This window comes from Shinella sp. GW821-FHT11G07 (assembly GCF_058808115.1).
Genome location: NZ_JBXARJ010000004.1, coordinates 126,217 through 142,194, shown reverse-complemented (window position 1 = coordinate 142,194; position 15,978 = coordinate 126,217). Strand labels below are relative to the sequence as shown.

The following is a 15,978-nucleotide window of genomic DNA, read 5'->3' as shown; positions in this document are numbered from 1 at the left end:
TCATATTCCCAGGTAAGCGGCGCGGATACGTTCGTCCGCGATCAATTCGGCGGCGGGGCCGGACATGGTGATGTGTCCCGTCTCCATGACATAGCCGCGATCGGCGACGGAGAGCGCGCCAAAAGCGTTCTGCTCGACGAGGAGCACGGTCACGTCGAGCGCCTTCAGGCTCTTCACCACGTCGAAGATCTGGGCAACGAGGATGGGGGCGAGGCCCATGCTCGGCTCATCAAGGAGCAGGCAGGAGGGACGGGCCATCAGCGCGCGGGCGATTGCCAGCATCTGCTGTTGGCCGCCGGACAGGCCTCCCGCCGCGAGATTGCGCTTCTCCTTGAGGATCGGGAACATCGCGAAGGCGTCCTGCATATCGCGATCCACCTTGTCGTCGGCGAAGAGATAGGCGCCGAGCCGGAGATTTTCCTCCACCGTGAGGTTGGTGAAAATCTGCCGGCCTTCCGGCGACTGGGCGAGACCGCGGCGCACACGGGCATGCGCCGGCACGGATGTCAGCGTCTCGCCGCGGAAGACGATCGAGCCGGACGAAACCGGCTGGATGCCGGAGAGGCATTTGAGCAGCGTCGTCTTGCCGGCGCCGTTCGCACCGACCACCGTGACGATCTCGCCGGACGCCACGTCGAGATCGATGCCGTGCAGCACCTCGATGCGGCCGTAGCGCGAGCGCAGTCCCTCAACCGTCAGCATGCTGGGCCTCCGTTGCCTGGACGCCGAGATAGGCTTCGATGACGCGCGGGTTGCGTGAAATCGCCGTCGGCTCCCCCTCGGCGATCTTCTCGCCGTGATCGAGCACGACAATATGGTTGGAAATGCGCATGACCATCTTCATGTCGTGCTCCACCAGCAGGATCGACACGCCTTCGGCCGCGACCTGTGCGATGAGATGATCGATCTCTTCCGTCTCGACCGCGTTACAGCCGGCCGCCGGCTCATCGAGCAGCAGCACGCGGGGCTTCAGCGCCAGCGCACGGGCGATTTCCAGCCGCTTCAGTGCGCCGTAGGAGAGCGAGCTTGCCTCCTGCTCGGCAGCCCGGCCGAGGCCGACACGGTCGAGCAGGGCGCGGGCACTGTCCTCGGATGCCTTGCTGCGGCGCTGTGCGGCGGGCAGCGAGAAGAGATCGGCAAATACCGAGCCGCGCTCATGCAGGTGATGGCCGGCGACGGCGTTTTCCAGAACGCTCATCGATTGAAAAATCTGGAGGTTCTGGAAGGTGCGCGACAGGCCGCGCCGGGCCAGAAGATGCGGCGGCATGCGGGTGACATCCTCGCCATCCAGCACGACGCGGCCGCGCGCCGGTGCATAGACGCCGGAGATCATGTTGAACAGCGTCGTCTTGCCGGCACCGTTCGGGCCGATGACCGAGACGATCTCGCCGGGTTTCAAGGAGAAGCCGACATCGTTGACGGCGCGCAGGCCGCCGAAATCGATGCCCAAACCTTCGATCTGAAGCAGGCTCATTCTGCCCTCCCTCGGATGCGGCGCGCGATGGAGGGCAGCAGGCCCTCGCGCATGAAGATCATGACGAGCATCATGACGAGGCCGAGCATGAGCTGTTCGTATTCCTGGAAGATCGTCAGCACCTGCGGCAGCGTCGTCAGGATCGCCGCACCGAGGATTGCACCAAGCACCGAGCCCGCGCCGCCGAGAACCGTCATGGTGACCATCTCGATCGAATGCATGAAGCCTGCGACATCTGGCGTGATGAACTTATTCTGCAACGCCAGCAAAGAGCCGGACACAGAGGCATAGACCGCCGAAATGACAAAGGCGACGAGCTTGTAATGCGCGACGTCGACGCCGACCGTGCGGGCCGCGACTTCTGAACCGTGCAGCGCCCTGAGCGCCCGGCCGGTCGGGCTGTGGTAAAGGTTGAGTGCCAGCCACGCGCCGAGCACCAGGACGAGGCCGGAGAAGGCATACCAGAACTCGGTGTTGGACAGGTCGATGCCAATTGTCTTCAGCACCGCACGAAGCCCGAGTTCCGGCACGGCCATACCATCCGGCCCGCCGGTCAGTTGCGCCTCGTTGGAGAGCACCATGGAGACGAGGATGCCGAAGCCGAGGCTGGCGACGGCGAGATAATAGCCCTTGAGCCGCAGGATCGGCCGGCCGACGAGGTAGGCGATTGCCGCGGACAAAAGCGCGCCGAGCAGGGCGGCGAGTGCCGGATGCAGGCCGAGATGAACAGGCGCCAGCGCACAGGCGTAGGCGCCGATGCCGGCGAAACCCGCATGTCCCAGACTGATCTGACCGGCATAGCCGATGAGGATGACGAGACCCGTCACCGCGAGGCCGTTGACGAAGATCAGCGAGCCGACACGGAAATAGTAGGAGGACGGGAAGAAGACCGGCGCAATCGCGATGACCGCGGCGAGGATGAGAAGCGTGGTAGCCTTGCTGGAGAGCCGCATGATCACACCCGATCCGTCGACTTGCGGCCGAACAGGCCCTGCGGCATGGCGAAAAGCACGGCGAGAATGACAATGAAGGCGGCCGCATCCTTGTATTGCGAGCTGATATAGCCGGCCGTCATGGCCTCCAGCACACCGAGCAGCAGGCCGCCGACAAGAGCGCCCTTCGGGTTGCCCATGCCACCGAGCATGGCAGCGGCAAAGCCCTTCAGCGCCAATGCAAGGCCGACATCGTAGCTCGTCAGCGTGATCGGCGTCACCAGCACGCCGGCGAGCGCGCCGATGGCGGCGGACATGGCGAAGGAGAGCGTCATCACATAGTTGGTGTTGATGCCGACGAGTTGCGCGGCAACGCGGTTGTTCGCCGTCGCCAGCACCGCGCGGCCGATCAGCGTGCGGGTGAAGAACAGCCAGAGACAGACGAAAACGGCGAGCGCACCGGCAATGACCCACAGGCTCTGCGGCAGGATCGTCGCACCGCCGATAAGGATCGGCTGGTCGCCGGAAAAGGCCGGAAAGCGATGGATCTGCTTGTCGAACACGAGCTGCGTCGCACCACGGATGAAGATGGAGGCGCCGATGGTGATGATGATCAGCGAGACGACCGGGGCGCCGCGCGCCGGCTCGATGGCCAACTTGTTGAGTGCCACGCCGATCGCCGCCGTGACGATGATGGCGATGAGGGCTGCCAGCGGCAGCGGCAGGCCGGCGGCATGCGCGAAGAAGGTGATCATGCCGCCGAGCATGACGAACTCGCCCTGCGCGAAGTTCACGACGTCGGAGGCGTTGTAGATGATCGTGAAGCCGAGGGCGACCAGCGCATAGACGGCGCCGACCGTGATCCCGGACAGAAGGAATTGCAGCAGTTCGGGCATGGAGGCCTCCGCTTCGCGCACGACGTTTCCGCCGGCCCGCGCCATAAGGGTGCGGGCCGGCGGGTTCGATTACTCGACGATCTTCCAGCCGCCTTTTTCGATCTGCAGCATGCGGAAGGCCGAGAGATCGAGACCGAGGTGATCCTCGGCCGTCATGGTGACGGTGCCTGTTGTGCCAACGAGACCCTTCGTGCCTTCGATCGCATCGCGGATCGCCGACGGCTCGGCGCTGCCCGCCCGCTTGATGGCATCGACAAGGATGCGAAGCGCATCATGGGCATAACCGCCGAAGGTCGAGACCGGCTTGCCGGTCGCCTTCTCGTAGGCGTCCTTGTAAGCCGTGACGACAGCGCGCTGCGGGTCGCTTTCCGGAAGGAGCTTTGCCACGAGCAGCGCCGTACCCGGCAGGCGAACACCTTCCGCGGCTTCCGCGCCGGCAAGCTCGATGAAACCATCCGAGGCAACGCCATGCGACTGGTAGAGCGGCAGGCCGACGGCGAGCTGGGCGTAGTTGCGGGTGACGATCGCCGGGCCCTGACCGAAGCCGGGGTTCAGCACGGCCTGGATGCCCTCCTTGCCCTTGATGTTGGTGAGCTGCGGCGTCATGTCGGCGTCGGTCGGACCATAGGTCTCGTCGGCCAGCACCTCGATGCCGTAGTCGCCGACGATCGAAAGGCATTGCTTGTGCATGGAAGCGCCAAAACCGTCGGAACCGGAGATCATGCCGATCTTGGTGATGGCGTTCTTCTTCATGTCTTCAAAGATCTTCGCACAGGCCATGCGGTCGGTGTGCGGCGTCTTGAAGGTGTAGGGCTTTACCGGATCGATGATCTCGATGGCACCGGCCAGCGAGATGAAGGGGACCTCCGCATCCTCGAAGACGGGAATGATGGCCATGGAGGTGCCGGTCGTCGTGCCGCCGATCACGGCGACGACTTCGTCGTCTTCCACAAGGCGGGTCGCGAAGGTGCGCGCCTTGTTCGGGTCGCCGCCGTCGTCGTAGATGACGAGTTCCAGCTTCTCGCCATTGACGCCGCCGGCCGCATTGATCTCTTCGACCAGCAGCTTCAGCGTCTTGGCTTCCGGATCGCCAAGGAAGGAGGCGGGGCCGGTTTCGGAAATGGTCGCACCGATCTTGATATCGGCGAAGGCGGGCGCTGCAAGACCCAGGATCAAGGCAAGTGCGGTGGTGGTGAGCGCAAATTTCATGTCGGTTTCTCCTCCCAACAAAGACAAAGGTTTAAAGCGAAAACTCCTCCTACGCCGCCACGGGGCGGCGCCACATCACCACGCGGAACCGGTTCGCGACGAAAGCCGCATCCGTCAGGCTGGCATTGCCTGCCGGGTTGGCACCGGTGACGTGGAAATCGCTGAAGGCGGCACTCTGGTTGACGTAAATGCCGCCGGTCAGATTGACCGAAAGGTTGACGCCCGCCGCGGCGAAGCGGTCGGCGGCAGCAAGGATCCGCGCCTCGTCCGTGGCATAGAGGGCGGCGGTGATCGCGCCCTTGCGCTCGGCGAGATCGGCGGCGCGGTCTACGCCATCGGTGGCGTCATCAACCGCGACGATGAAGGCGATGGGGCCGAAGCGTTCTTCCGCATAGGCTTCGCCATCCGCTGCATCGACTGCGAGGATCAACGGCGTTGCCGTGCGCGCGTCGTCGAGGCCTTCGACCGGTGCGGAGTCGCGCACGACGCGGCCGAGCGAACGGGCAGTCGCGATGCGCGCGAGTGTCGCCGGATTGGCAATGGCGCCGCAGACACCGGCCGCACGGGCAGGGTCGGCGAGCAGGCCGTCGACCGCTGCGGCGATGCCGGCAGCGACCGCGTCGAATGTCTTGTGGCCCTCATTCGTCTCGATGCCGTTGCGCGGGACAAAGATATCCTGCGGGGCGGTGCACATCTGGCCGGAATAGAGTGACAGCGAGAAGGCGATATTGCCACACATGCCGGCAAAGTCGTCCGTGGCGCCGATGACGATGGAGTTGACGCCGGCCTCTTCCGTATAGACGTCGGCGCCGCCGGCGTTTTCGCGCACCCAAGTCCCAAAACTGTTGGAGCCGGTATAGTCTATGATGGCGACCGCCGGGTGCTGCACGAGATCCTTGGTGATTTCGGAACCGGGCGCATCGGCGGCGAGCAGCACGATATCGGCGGCAAAACCCTCCTCCACCAGCACCTGCCTGGCAATCTCGACGGTGATGGCGAGCGGTAGGATGGCGGCTGGATGCGGCTTGACGATGACGGTGTTGCCGGTGGCAAGGCTGGCAAAGAGACCCGGATAGCTGTTCCAGGTCGGGAAGGTGTTGCAGCCGATGGCCAGCGAGACGCCGCGCGGCACGGCGCGCCAGTGTTTTTCCATGACGATCGGCTCGCCCCTGCCCTGCGGCTTCGTCCAGATCGCCTTGGCCGGCGTGCGGATCATCTCGGCATAGGCGTAGGTGACGGCTTCGAGGCCGCGATCCTGCGCATGCGGGCCGCCCGCCTGGAAGGCCATGGCGAAAGACTGGCCCGTCGTGTGCATGACCGCATTGGCCATTTCGAAACTGCGGGCATTGAGGCGGGCGAGGATTTCGAGACAGATGCCGGTGCGCACCTCCGGCGACGCCGCAGCCCATTGCGGAGCGGCAGCACGGGAAGCGGTGAGCAGCATGTCGACGGAGGCTGCCGGATAGGTGATGCCGAGAGATGATCCGTAAGGCGACACTTCCGCACCCACGGAACCCTCCGCCGGATGCTCGGCGAGAGCGAAGGCCTTGCCGAGCCGCGCCTTGTAGGCAGCGAGCCCGTCGTCCTTGGCGGTCTCGCCATAGATCTTGCCGCTTGGTACTTCAGGATAGGCGGACCAGAAGTCGCGCTTGGCGGCCGCTTGCAAAGCTGCGTCCAGCGTCGGGCGATGGCGCTCGAAAAGTTCGGTCATCTCTGGCTCCTCCCAGTCAGTGAATTTATAATTGACCGGCCGTTCGGTTTATGCAAGAGTTTTTTTACGGTCGCCGCTGGGAAGGGCGATAGGGAGGAAAAATGTCCACATCCGACACCATTCTGTCGGCGCTTGCCGATGGCGTTCTGAGCCTCACGCTGAATCGCCCGGACAAACTCAACGCTTTCAATGAAGAAATGCACCTGGCACTGCGCGCCGGTTTCGAGCGGGCGCATGCGGACGAGACCGTCCGCGCCGTGCTGCTCACCGGCGCCGGCCGCGGTTTTTGCGCGGGCCAGGATCTCGGTGACCGCGACCCCAAGAAGGGTGTGCCGGATCTCGGCCACACGATCGAGACCTACTACAACCCGCTGCTCCGCCTGATCCGCAGCCTCGAAAAGCCGGTGATCTGCGCCGTCAACGGTGTCGCCGCCGGCGCCGGCGCCAACATCGCCTTTGCCTGCGACATCACGCTTGCCGCCCGCTCCGCCCGCTTCATCCAGGCTTTTGCCAAGATCGGCCTCGTGCCGGATTCCGGCGGCACCTGGAGCCTGCCGCGCCTGATCGGCGAGGCCCGCGCCAAGGCACTGACGCTGACCGCCGAACCGCTCGGTGCAGAAACCGCTGCCGACTGGGGCCTGATCTGGCGCGCCGTCGACGACGACGCGCTGATGGACGAGGCGACCGCACTCGCCATCCGCCTCGCCGCCGGCCCGACCCGCGGCCTCGGCATGACGAAGCGCGCCATCCAGGCCGCCGCCACCAACTCGCTGGACCAGCAGCTCGACCTCGAACGCGACCTGCAACGCGAGGCCGGCCGCAGCGCCGACTATGCCGAGGGCGTCTCCGCCTTCCTCGAAAAGCGCAAGCCGGAGTTCAAAGGCAAATGAGCTCCGCCAGCCTTTCCCCCCAGGCGCTGGCCGAAGCCTGTGCCAAGGCCATGTGGGACGACGACAATGCCACCCGCCATCTCGGCATGGAACTGATCTCCGTCGCCCCCGGTGAAGCGACGATCACCATGACGATCGCAGACAGCATGACGAACGGCCACGGCACCTGTCACGGCGGCTACATGTTCACGCTGGCGGATTCGGCCTTTGCGTTTGCCTGCAACACCTACAACCAGCGCACCGTCGCCCAGCACTGTTCGGTGACCTTCATCGCACCGGCCTTCAGGGGCGAGAAACTGACCGCGACGGCGCGCGAAGTGTCGCGCCGCGGACGGGGCGGCATCTACGATATCCACATCAGCAATCAGGAGGGCGAGCACGTCGCGGAGTTCCGTGGCCACTCGCGAACAGTCAAGGGTACGCACCTGCCGGAGTGAGGCAGACCATCCCCACATTCTTGGAGGAGAATTTCATGGAAGACCTGTCCCCCCGCCCCGGCGAGCTCGAAGCCATCGAGACAGCGTCGCGCGACGAGATTTCCGCGCTGCAGCTGGAGCGCATGAAGTGGTCGCTGACCCACGCCTACGAGAATTCTCCCTTCTACCGCCAGCGCTTCGACGAGGCCGGCGTGCATCCCTCCGACCTGAAGACGCTGTCGGACCTCGCGAAATTCTCCTTCACCACCAAGAAGGACCTGCGCGACACCTATCCTTTCGGCATGTTCGCCGTACCGCGCGAAAAGCTTGCCCGCATCCACGCCTCATCAGGCACGACCGGCAAGCCGACCGTCGTCGGCTACACGGCCAAGGACATCGACACCTGGGCGACCGTCGTCGCCCGCTCGATCCGCGCCTCGGGCGGCCGGGCCGGTGATATCGTGCATGTCGCCTATGGCTACGGCCTGTTCACCGGCGGGCTTGGCGCGCATTACGGAGCAGAAAAGCTCGGCTGCACCGTGGTGCCGATCTCCGGCGGCATGACCGAGCGCCAGGTCACCCTGATGCAGGATTTCAAGCCGCGCATCATCATGGTGACGCCGTCCTACATGCTCTCCATCCTCGACGAGTTCCGCCGCCATGGCATCGACCCGCGCGAAAGTTCGCTGGCGGTCGGCATTTTTGGCGCCGAACCCTGGACGAACGCCATGCGCGAGGAAATCGAGCAGGCTTTCGACATGCACGCCGTCGATATCTACGGCCTGTCGGAAGTCATGGGCCCGGGCGTTGCCAACGAATGCGTCGAGACGAAGGACGGCCTGCACATCTGGGAAGACCACTTTTACCCCGAGATCATCGACCCTGAGACAGGCGCGGTGCTGCCGGATGGCGAGATCGGTGAACTGGTCTTCACCACGCTCACCAAGGAAGGCCTGCCGATCATCCGCTACCGCACGCGCGACCTGACGCGTCTCTTGCCCGGCACCGCCCGCTCCATGCGTCGCATGGAAAAGATCACCGGCCGCTCCGACGACATGATGATCCTGCGCGGCGTCAACGTCTTCCCGACGCAGATCGAGGAGCAGATCCTGAAATGTCGCGGGCTTGCGCCGCATTTCCAAATCGAACTGACGCGCGCCGGCCGTATGGACAATATGACGGTGCATGTCGAATGTACGCTGGAGGCGACCGACGAGGGCGCGCGCGCGGGGTCGGCGAAGGAGCTTGCCCACCACATCAAGAGCATCGTGGGGGTCTCCACCAAGATTACCGTGCATGAGCCGGGCGGCGTCGCCCGCTCGGAAGGCAAGGCAAAGCGGGTGGTCGACAACCGCCCGAAAGAATGAAACGCCGGACAGGACATTCCCGCAAAAGTGCGGAGCGGTTTTGCGTCCGGAATTGTGAAGAAACAAAGAGTCAGAGTCTTTCCGTTGCTACAGGACGAACGGAGATACTCTAGCCCGGCACCGGCTTGACTGTGTATAGGAAGGGCGGCCGCCCTTCCGCGCAGCCGCAGCCCGAATGAGCAGAGCAGGACGACATGGCACGCACGCGCGCAGTGGATTTCGAGGAAAAACAGCGAGGCATTCTATCGAGTGCCGCGGCGGTCTTCGCCGAGATGGGCATGGAGAAAGCCTCCATGTCGCTGATCGCCTCGCACAGCAATGTCTCCAAGGCCCTGCTCTACCACTATTACCCAAGCAAGGACGCCCTGATCTTCGATATCGTGCGCACGCATCTGTCGGAGCTGGAGGAGGCGATCGAAGCCGCCGACCGCACCGACGTCGCGCCGCAGGATCGACTGCGCCTGCTGGTGAAGGCCGTGCTGGCGAACTACGAGGGTCGCGATAACGAACACAAGGTGCAGCTCAACGGCACCAGCGCGCTCTCCGAGCCACAGCTTGCCGAATTGCAGGCAATCGAGCGACAGATCGTCAAGCGCTTCTCCGGCGTCATCCGCGACATCAACCCGGACCTCAACAAGGACCGCCCACTCCTGATGCCCGTCACCATGTCGCTCTTCGGCATGATGAACTGGGTGTACATGTGGTTCCGCCCCAACGGGCCGATCACGCGGGACGAGTATGCGGATATTGCGACGACGCTGATCCTTGAGGGCGTCAAGGCTGTAAGCTAAGGCTTACACATACCATCTCCAAAAACCTACTGCCTCTCTTTCGTCATCCTCGGACTTGACCCGAGGATCCACTCGGCACCCGCAGCATGGATCCTCGGGTCAAGCCCGAGGATGACGTGGCGGGGAGGCAGCGTAGTGCCCCAAGAGCAGTGCCGCCCACGCTATTCCCCGTCCCGCTCCACATCCTTGCCTGTCGTGGCAACCGACTCCAGCCGTTCCGCGAATTCACGCCGGAGCGTGCGACGAAGCTCGGCTGCCTTGTAGCGCCGTATATCAACCGTGCTCTTCGGCTCCAGCTCCGGCACCCGCACCGGCCTTCCGGCCTCGTCGACGGCGACCATGGTGAAATAGCAGGAATTGGTGTGCCGGCGGTGGCCGCTGCGGATGTTCTCCGCCTCGACCCGGATGCCGACCTCCATGGAGGTTCGCCCGGTATGGTTGATCGAGGCGCGGAAGGTGACGAGTTCACCGACGTTGATCGGCTCCTTGAACATCACCTGGTCGACCGAAAGCGTGACCGCATATTGCTGCGAGTAGCGCGAGGCGCAGGAGAAGGCGACGCGATCGAGCAGATTGAGCAGCGCGCCGCCATGAACCTTTCCGGAAAAATTCGCCATGTCGGGCGTCATCAAAACGGTCATTTCCAGGCGGCGCGGGTCCTGCTCCATCGGCGTCATGCGGTCACTCTCTCGTTTTGGCCACCATCGTCAGAACGTCATACTGCGCGACGGTCGCTCCAGACTGGTTCGTTACGTTGCAATCCCAGCGGACCTCGCCATGCTCGGCATTGGCCCGCGGGTTGATCTCTTTGCAGGTGAGCTGCACCTGCAACGTATCACCCGGATTGACCGGTGTCAGGAAGCGCAGATTGTCGACGCCGTAATTGGCGAGGACCGGGCCTGGCGCCGGATCGACGAAGAGGCCGGCGGCAAACGACACGATGAGATAGCCATGCGCCACGCGCCCGTCGAAGAACGGGTTCGCCTTGGCGGCTTCCTCGTCCATGTGGGCGTAGAACGTGTCACCGGTAAAGTTGGCGAAGTGCTCGATATCGTCGAGCGTCACGGTGCGCGTCGCGGTGATCAGTTGGTCGCCGATCTTGAGTTCTTCCAGTGACTTGCGGAACGGATGCTCGCCGCTCACCCGTGCTTCTGCGCCCTGCAACCAACGGCCGGTAACGGCGGAAAGCAGCGTCGGCGCACCCTGGATGGCGGTGCGCTGCATGTAATGCTTGACGCCGCGCATGCCGCCCAGTTCCTCACCCCCACCCGCGCGGCCGGGGCCGCCGTGCACGAGGCCCGGCAGTGGCGAACCGTGGCCGGTAGACGACTTTGCGCTCACGCGGTTGCCGATCATCACGCGGCCGTGGAACGGCGCAAGACCCAGTACGACCTCTTCGGCAAAACCGGGATCGTTGGTAAAGACGGAAGCGACGAGGCTGCCCTTGCCGCGACGGGCGAGGTCCACCGCTTCTTCCGCGGTCTCATAGGGCATGACGGTGCTGACCGGGCCGAAAGCCTCGACGTCGTGCACCGCGCGGGCCGAACCCGGCTTGTCGCAATAGAGCAGCACCGGATTGAGGAAGGCGCCTGCCGCAGCATCGCCAGACAGGATATTTGCTATGTCCGGATCACCGGCGACGATTTCGGCATCGGCAGAGAGATCGCGGATGCGGGCGCGCACTTCCTCTCGCTGGTCGAGGCTGGCGAGCGGTCCCATGCGGACGGCTTCGTCGGCCGGATTGCCGATCGCCGTCTTGCCGAGACGGGCGCGCAGGCTCTCGATGAGAGCTTCGCTAAAGGCGCGCGGCGCGATGACGCGGCGGATCGCGGTGCATTTCTGGCCGGCTTTCACCGTCATCTCGCGGGCGACTTCCCTGACGAAGAGGTCGAATTCCTCCGTGCCGGGCGCGGCATCAAGGCCAAGCACGGCGGCATTGAGGCTGTCGGCCTCCATGGTGAAGCGCACGGAGTTTTCGACGATGTCCTTGTGCGTCTTGAGGCGCTGGCCGGTCGAGGCCGAACCGGTGAAGGTCACGGCATCCTGACCTTCGACATGGTCGAGCAGATCGCCGACCGAGCCGCAGACGAGCTGCAAGGCGCCGTCGGGCAAAATACCGGTCTCGACGATGCGGCGGACCATGAGTTCGGTGAGATAAGCCGTCTGGCTCGCCGGCTTGACGATGGCAGGCACACCGGCGAGCAGCGTCGGCGCCAGCTTCTCCAGCATGCCCCAGCAGGGGAAATTGAAGGCATTAATATGGACGGCAACGCCCTGCAACGGGCTCAGGATATGCTGCGCAGAGAAGGTGCCGTCCTTGGAAAGCAGTTCCACGTCACCATCGAGCAGCACGCGGGTGTTGGGCAATTCACGCCGGCCCTTGGAAGCATAGGACAGCAGCGTGCCGATACCGCCTTCGATATCGACCCAGCTGTCGGCCCGAGTGGCGCCGGTCGCGGTCGAAAGCGCGTAAAACTCTTCCTTGCGCTCCATCAGGGCCTGACCGAGCGCCTTCAGCATGGCGGCGCGTTCGTGGAAGGACAGGCGGCGAAGCGCCGGCCCACCCTTCTCGCGGCCATAGGCGAGCGCTGCCTTGAAATCCACGCCGGTGGAATCGATGAAGGCGACCGGGGCACCCGTCGAGGCATCCAGCAGCGGCACGCCTTCCTTCGCACCGGCGACCCACTGGCCGCCGACATAGCTTTCGAGCCGGCGCGGCCGGTTTGCCATGACGTTCATCTCAGTATCCTCTCAGTTCAATCCGAGCGCGGAAAGCTGCGCATCGACCTCCGCCCGCCATTCGGCAAGCAGGGTCTCGTTTTGTGTGTGTCGCAGGCCGAAACGCGACTGCGTCTCGAAGCGGGCCGAGCCGGAATGGCCAAAGCTCGCGGCGACCCGCGGATACCAGTAGGCCACGGAGGCTTTGGCCTTTGCGCGGCCTTCCGCATCATCGACGATCTGGATAAGGCCGGCGAGGCCGAGTTCGGCATGGCGCGTCTCGCGCGGCAGGATGGCGCGGAAAACTTCGGCGAGCGGCTGGTAGGAGACCCGCGACAGTTCTTTCAACTGCACGACGCTCGCCCGGCCCATCAGCACGTTCATGACCACGGCATCGACCCAGCCTTGCAGCGGATAGTGGAAGACGGACAGGCGCATGTCGCCGCCCTGCCGCGCCGCGCCGATATCGGCCTCGCGGGAAAGCCGCTCGGCCCAGGGATGGTGCACGGCATAGCGCCCACCATCCGCGCCAAAGGTTTCCATCACCCTAAGCACCTTGCCGGCATGATCGGCCTTTTCCAGCACGATGCGGGCGGCGGAGATGCGCTCCTGAATGCCCGGCGCATCGTTGATCGTATCGGCAAAGCCGGCGGAACCGGCAAGCTCGCTGTCGACGAAACTCGCCATCAGGCGCAGCAGCTCGCCGCGATAACGCGGTGGCACATTGGCCGGCGACGAGAGAACGCCGCCTTGCGCCAGATAATCCTCGATCGGCATCGTATCGGACATGGCAAGTTCCCCTTACTGGTCGTAGCTGACGACGATGCGGTCGGTGAGCGGGTAGCACTGGCAGGTCAGCACATAACCCTGGCGCACCTCGTAATCTTCCAGCGCGTGGTTGGTCTCCATCTCGACCTCGCCTTCCAGAACCTTGGCGCGGCAGGTGGAACAGACACCGGCCTTGCAGGCATAGGGCGCATCCATGGCATTTTCGAGCGCAGCATCGAGCAGACTCTGACCGTGCTTGGGAAACTTGAAGATGCGGGTCGCGCCATCGAGCGTGACAGTCGCCTCGCAGGCGGCAGCGTGATCGGCACCGTTGGCCTGCTCCACCTTGCGCCGCGCCCGGCCAGGCTGCGAGGAGGCAAAGAGTTCGAACTTGATCTGATCGTCGCGCAATCCATGCTCGCGAAGCGCGGCGGCAATCGCCAGCATCATCGGCTCCGGGCCGCAGATGAACGCTGTTGTCACCGACTTCGGGTCGATCCAGTTTTTAAAGAGTGCAGCACATTTCGCGCCATCGATACGGCCGGTGAAAAGATCGATATCCTGCGCCTCGCTCTCCAGCACATGCAGCACGGAGAGGCGGCCGAGATAGACGTTCTTCAGGTCCTCCAGCTCGTCGCGGAACATGATCGAGCTGATCTGCCGGTTGGCATAGACCAGTGTGAAGCGGGCACGGGGCTCGCGCGACAGCACCGTCTTGATAATCGACAGCACCGGCGTGATGCCGCTGCCGCCGGCAAAACCGAGATAGTGCTTGGCCGTTTCAGGGTCCAGCGCCGTGAAGAAGGCGCCCATCGGCGGCATGGCTTCCAGCGTGTCCCCGGGCTTCAGGTTCTCGTTGACCCAGGTGGAAAAACAGCCGCCATCGACGCGCTTGATGCCGACCTTCAAGACACCCTCGTCCTTGCCGGCGCAGATCGAATAGGAGCGGCGCAGTTCCTCGTCCTCGAACTTGCGGCGGAAGGTCAGGTACTGGCCTTGCGTGAAATCGAAGACGGCCCGGTCCTCGTCGGACGGCCGAAGCGTGACCACGACCGCATCGCGCGTCTCGCGGCGAACGTCGGTTACGGTCAGGGGATGAAAACGTGCCATGCGTAGGCCCTTTCCATAGAGCAATTCCAGCAACAGTGCTTGAGCGTCTTGCGTTCGGAATTGCGTAAGAACAAAAAGCTCTGGTGGTCAGATGCACTTGAAGTAGTCGAACGGTTCCAGGCAGTCGGTGCAGCGATAGCTCGCCTTGCAGGGCGTCGAGCCGAACTGGCTGATCTTCTCGGTATTCGTCGATCCGCAGCGCGGACAGGCGATTGTCAGGTTCGAGCGGCCCGAAAGCCGGTCGACGCGTTTCATCAGCACGCCATCGGCCGCCGTACCGTCGATCGGCGGGGCGATGCCGTAGTCGCGCAGCTTCTCTCGGCCCTCGGCGCTGATCCAGTCCGTTGTCCAGGCGGGCGAGAGCTGGCGTTCCAGCTTCACCTTGGAAAGCCCCTTTTCCGCGAGCGCCGTCTCGATATCGAGATTGATGATCGTCGTGGCGGGACAGCCGGAATAGGTCGGCGTCACCGTCACCACCAGCGTATCGTCGCGCCACGCGACATCGCGGATGATGCCGAGGTCGGTGAGTGAGATCACCGGAATTTCCGGATCCGGCACTTCAGCCAGCCAGTGCCAGACCTCATCGAGCGAGGGACGGAGCGCCGGGTCCATGACCGCCTCCTACCAGGTAGCGCCCGGATAGGCGCGCTGGAGGAACTGCATCTCGGACAGGATGAAGCCGAGGTGCTCGGTGTGTACGCCGCGCCGGCCGCCCTTGTGCATGTAGCCGTCGGCGGGCTTCTTCAGCGTGCCTTCGGTGAGCGCCTCGGCCACGATCTCGTCCCAGCCGGCCTTGAGGCTCTGCGGTTCCGGAATGATCCCGGCCTCCACGAGTGCCGCGTCCACCGCGTCGGCGGCGAACATCTCGCCGGTATAGGGCCAGAGATCGTCCAGCGCCTCCTGCATGCGGCGGTGGCTTTCGGCCGTGCCGTCGCCGAGACGGATGACGAGATCACGGCTGCGGTCGAGATGGTAGGAGACCTCTTTGAAGGCCTTTTCCGCGATCTCCGCGATACGCGTCTCCGTCGAGCCTTTCAGCGCCTTCAAGAGCAGATAGTGCGAGGCATCGAACAGGAACTGCCGCATCAGCGTCTTGCCGAAATCGCCGTTCGGGCGCTCGACCAACAGGATGTTGCGGAAGTCGTAGCCGTCGCGCAGATAGGAAAGGTCATCGGCCGAACGGCCCTTGCCCTCCACTTCGCCGGCAAGGCCGAGCCAGAGCTGCGTCTGGCCGATCAGGTCGAGCGCGGTGTTGGCGAGCGCAATATCCTCCTCCAGCGCCGGCGCATGGCCGCACCATTCGGAAACGCGATGACCGAGGATCAGCGCATTGTCGCCGATGCGCAGCAGGAATTCGAGAAGCGCGGCCTGATCGGCCGCCGTTTCAAATGCCGCGGTCGCCATCACATGTGCCCCACTTCATCCGGAATGTCGAAGAAGGTCGGGTGACGGTAGACCTTGGAATTCGACGGGTCGAAGAGCGGACCCTTTTCCGAGGGCGCGCTGGCGGTGATCTCGGACGACCGCACCACCCAGATGCTGACGCCCTCGTTGCGGCGCGTATAGACGTCGCGGGCATTGTTGATCGCCATTTCGGCGTCGGGCGCGTGCAGGCTGCCGACATGGCGATGGTTGAGGCCATGCTGACCCCGGATGAAAACTTCCCAAAGCGGCCATTCGCTGGACATCGTGCTCT

Annotated in this window: 17 protein-coding genes; 4 read left to right on the top strand and 13 right to left on the bottom strand. The window is 64.1% G+C overall.

Features of this window, described 5'->3' with window-relative positions:
- The 6 genes from AC1RT2_RS09720 to paaN form a co-directional block, all read right to left on the bottom strand.
- A complete protein-coding gene (locus AC1RT2_RS09720; RefSeq protein ID WP_069061032.1) occupies positions 1-702 on the bottom strand; it encodes an ABC transporter ATP-binding protein in 702 nt (233 codons plus the stop codon).
- Positions 689-1,474 carry an ABC transporter ATP-binding protein gene (locus AC1RT2_RS09715; RefSeq protein ID WP_493101487.1) on the bottom strand — a complete coding sequence of 262 codons (786 nt, stop codon included), beginning with the start codon at positions 1,472-1,474 and terminating at the stop codon, positions 689-691. Before AC1RT2_RS09715 ends, AC1RT2_RS09720 begins: the two co-directional genes overlap by 14 nt.
- Positions 1,471-2,427 carry a branched-chain amino acid ABC transporter permease gene (locus AC1RT2_RS09710; protein WP_493101485.1) on the bottom strand — a complete coding sequence of 319 codons (957 nt, stop codon included), beginning with the start codon at positions 2,425-2,427 and terminating at the stop codon, positions 1,471-1,473. The genes AC1RT2_RS09715 and AC1RT2_RS09710 overlap by 4 nt, the downstream gene beginning before the upstream one ends.
- Positions 2,428-2,429: 2 nt before the next feature.
- Positions 2,430-3,302 (bottom strand): branched-chain amino acid ABC transporter permease, encoded by an 873-nt coding sequence (locus AC1RT2_RS09705; RefSeq protein WP_493101483.1) that lies wholly within the window; start codon positions 3,300-3,302, stop codon positions 2,430-2,432.
- Between the two features lie 69 nt (positions 3,303-3,371).
- Positions 3,372-4,511 (bottom strand): ABC transporter substrate-binding protein, encoded by a 1,140-nt coding sequence (locus AC1RT2_RS09700; RefSeq protein ID WP_257951048.1) that lies wholly within the window; start codon positions 4,509-4,511, stop codon positions 3,372-3,374.
- 49 nt (positions 4,512-4,560) lie between these two features.
- Positions 4,561-6,222 carry a phenylacetic acid degradation protein PaaN gene (paaN, locus tag AC1RT2_RS09695; RefSeq protein ID WP_493101481.1) on the bottom strand — a complete coding sequence of 554 codons (1,662 nt, stop codon included), beginning with the start codon at positions 6,220-6,222 and terminating at the stop codon, positions 4,561-4,563.
- Positions 6,223-6,323: 101 nt separating this feature from the next.
- Here paaN and paaG point away from each other — a divergent pair, with 101 nt between their 5' ends.
- From paaG to AC1RT2_RS09675, 4 genes are all read left to right on the top strand, one after another.
- Positions 6,324-7,112: a 2-(1,2-epoxy-1,2-dihydrophenyl)acetyl-CoA isomerase PaaG gene (gene paaG / locus AC1RT2_RS09690; protein WP_257951046.1), complete on the top strand. Its 789-nt coding sequence runs from the start codon at positions 6,324-6,326 to the stop codon at positions 7,110-7,112.
- Positions 7,109-7,549 (top strand): hydroxyphenylacetyl-CoA thioesterase PaaI, encoded by a 441-nt coding sequence (gene paaI, locus AC1RT2_RS09685; protein WP_493101479.1) that lies wholly within the window; start codon positions 7,109-7,111, stop codon positions 7,547-7,549. Before paaG ends, paaI begins: the two co-directional genes overlap by 4 nt.
- A gap of 35 nt (positions 7,550-7,584) precedes the next feature.
- Complete coding sequence (paaK, locus tag AC1RT2_RS09680) at positions 7,585-8,895, top strand: phenylacetate--CoA ligase PaaK (RefSeq protein WP_493101477.1); 1,311 nt, start codon at positions 7,585-7,587, stop codon at positions 8,893-8,895.
- Between the two features lie 194 nt (positions 8,896-9,089).
- Positions 9,090-9,686, top strand: a complete 597-nt coding sequence (locus tag AC1RT2_RS09675; protein WP_160860855.1) for a TetR/AcrR family transcriptional regulator — start codon at positions 9,090-9,092, stop codon at positions 9,684-9,686.
- A 161-nt stretch (positions 9,687-9,847) separates the two neighbouring features.
- Here AC1RT2_RS09675 and AC1RT2_RS09670 read toward each other — a convergent pair whose 3' ends face one another.
- The 7 genes from AC1RT2_RS09670 to paaB form a co-directional block, all read right to left on the bottom strand.
- Positions 9,848-10,363, bottom strand: coding sequence for an acyl-CoA thioesterase (locus tag AC1RT2_RS09670; protein WP_493101475.1), 516 nt, complete (start codon positions 10,361-10,363; stop codon positions 9,848-9,850).
- A gap of 4 nt (positions 10,364-10,367) precedes the next feature.
- Positions 10,368-12,425 (bottom strand): phenylacetic acid degradation bifunctional protein PaaZ, encoded by a 2,058-nt coding sequence (gene paaZ, locus AC1RT2_RS09665; RefSeq protein WP_493101473.1) that lies wholly within the window; start codon positions 12,423-12,425, stop codon positions 10,368-10,370.
- Between the two features lie 12 nt (positions 12,426-12,437).
- Positions 12,438-13,193: a Phenylacetic acid catabolic protein gene (locus AC1RT2_RS09660; protein WP_493101471.1), complete on the bottom strand. Its 756-nt coding sequence runs from the start codon at positions 13,191-13,193 to the stop codon at positions 12,438-12,440.
- A gap of 12 nt (positions 13,194-13,205) precedes the next feature.
- A complete protein-coding gene (paaE, locus tag AC1RT2_RS09655) occupies positions 13,206-14,282 on the bottom strand; it encodes a 1,2-phenylacetyl-CoA epoxidase subunit PaaE (protein WP_493101470.1) in 1,077 nt (358 codons plus the stop codon).
- A gap of 87 nt (positions 14,283-14,369) precedes the next feature.
- Positions 14,370-14,894: a 1,2-phenylacetyl-CoA epoxidase subunit PaaD gene (gene paaD, locus AC1RT2_RS09650; protein ID WP_493101468.1), complete on the bottom strand. Its 525-nt coding sequence runs from the start codon at positions 14,892-14,894 to the stop codon at positions 14,370-14,372.
- Positions 14,895-14,903: 9 nt separating this feature from the next.
- Positions 14,904-15,686 carry a 1,2-phenylacetyl-CoA epoxidase subunit PaaC gene (gene paaC, locus AC1RT2_RS09645; RefSeq protein WP_493101466.1) on the bottom strand — a complete coding sequence of 261 codons (783 nt, stop codon included), beginning with the start codon at positions 15,684-15,686 and terminating at the stop codon, positions 14,904-14,906.
- Complete coding sequence (paaB, locus tag AC1RT2_RS09640; RefSeq protein WP_069061017.1) at positions 15,686-15,970, bottom strand: 1,2-phenylacetyl-CoA epoxidase subunit PaaB; 285 nt, start codon at positions 15,968-15,970, stop codon at positions 15,686-15,688. The genes paaC and paaB overlap by 1 nt, the downstream gene beginning before the upstream one ends.
- Positions 15,971-15,978: the final 8 nt, after the last annotated feature.